The organism is Neisseria sp. P0021.S007 (assembly GCF_051956855.1).
In genome coordinates, this window is sequence record NZ_JBQCXA010001818.1 from 1 (window position 1) to 432 (window position 432).

Sequence of the window (432 nt, forward strand, 5' to 3'; positions counted from 1 at the left end):
GTCTGCGGCTTCGTCGCCTTGTCCTGATTTAAATTTAATCCACTATAGATTATTCGGCGCAATCTTTCAGCGTATCTTTATATGTATAAAGGTATGATGCGCCGACAAACGATGCGCCGCCTAAGACATTGCCTAAAAACACGGGAATCATGTTGAAGAAAAACTGCCCCCATGTAATATCTGCGCCCGCCAAAATACCGGCGGGGATGACGAACATATTGGCGACAAGGTGTTGGAAACCGTTTAACACGAAAATCATCACGGGAAACCAAATCGCCAACATCCGCCCTGCCGTATGTTTGGCGGCAAAGTGCAGCCACGCACCCATACACACCATCCAGTGACACGCGACCGCCTAGACGAAAGCCCTGCCGAAATCCATATGGACTTTGGCTTCCGCCACCGCAATCGTTTTTTCCGCCACGCTGCCTT

Annotated in this window: 1 pseudogene; it reads right to left on the reverse strand. The window is 50.0% G+C overall.

The annotated features are described in order from the left end of the window. Positions 1-49 precede the first annotated feature (49 nt). A pseudogene (locus ACTHUR_RS21620) lies at positions 50-432 on the reverse strand (formate/nitrite transporter family protein); the annotation flags it as partial.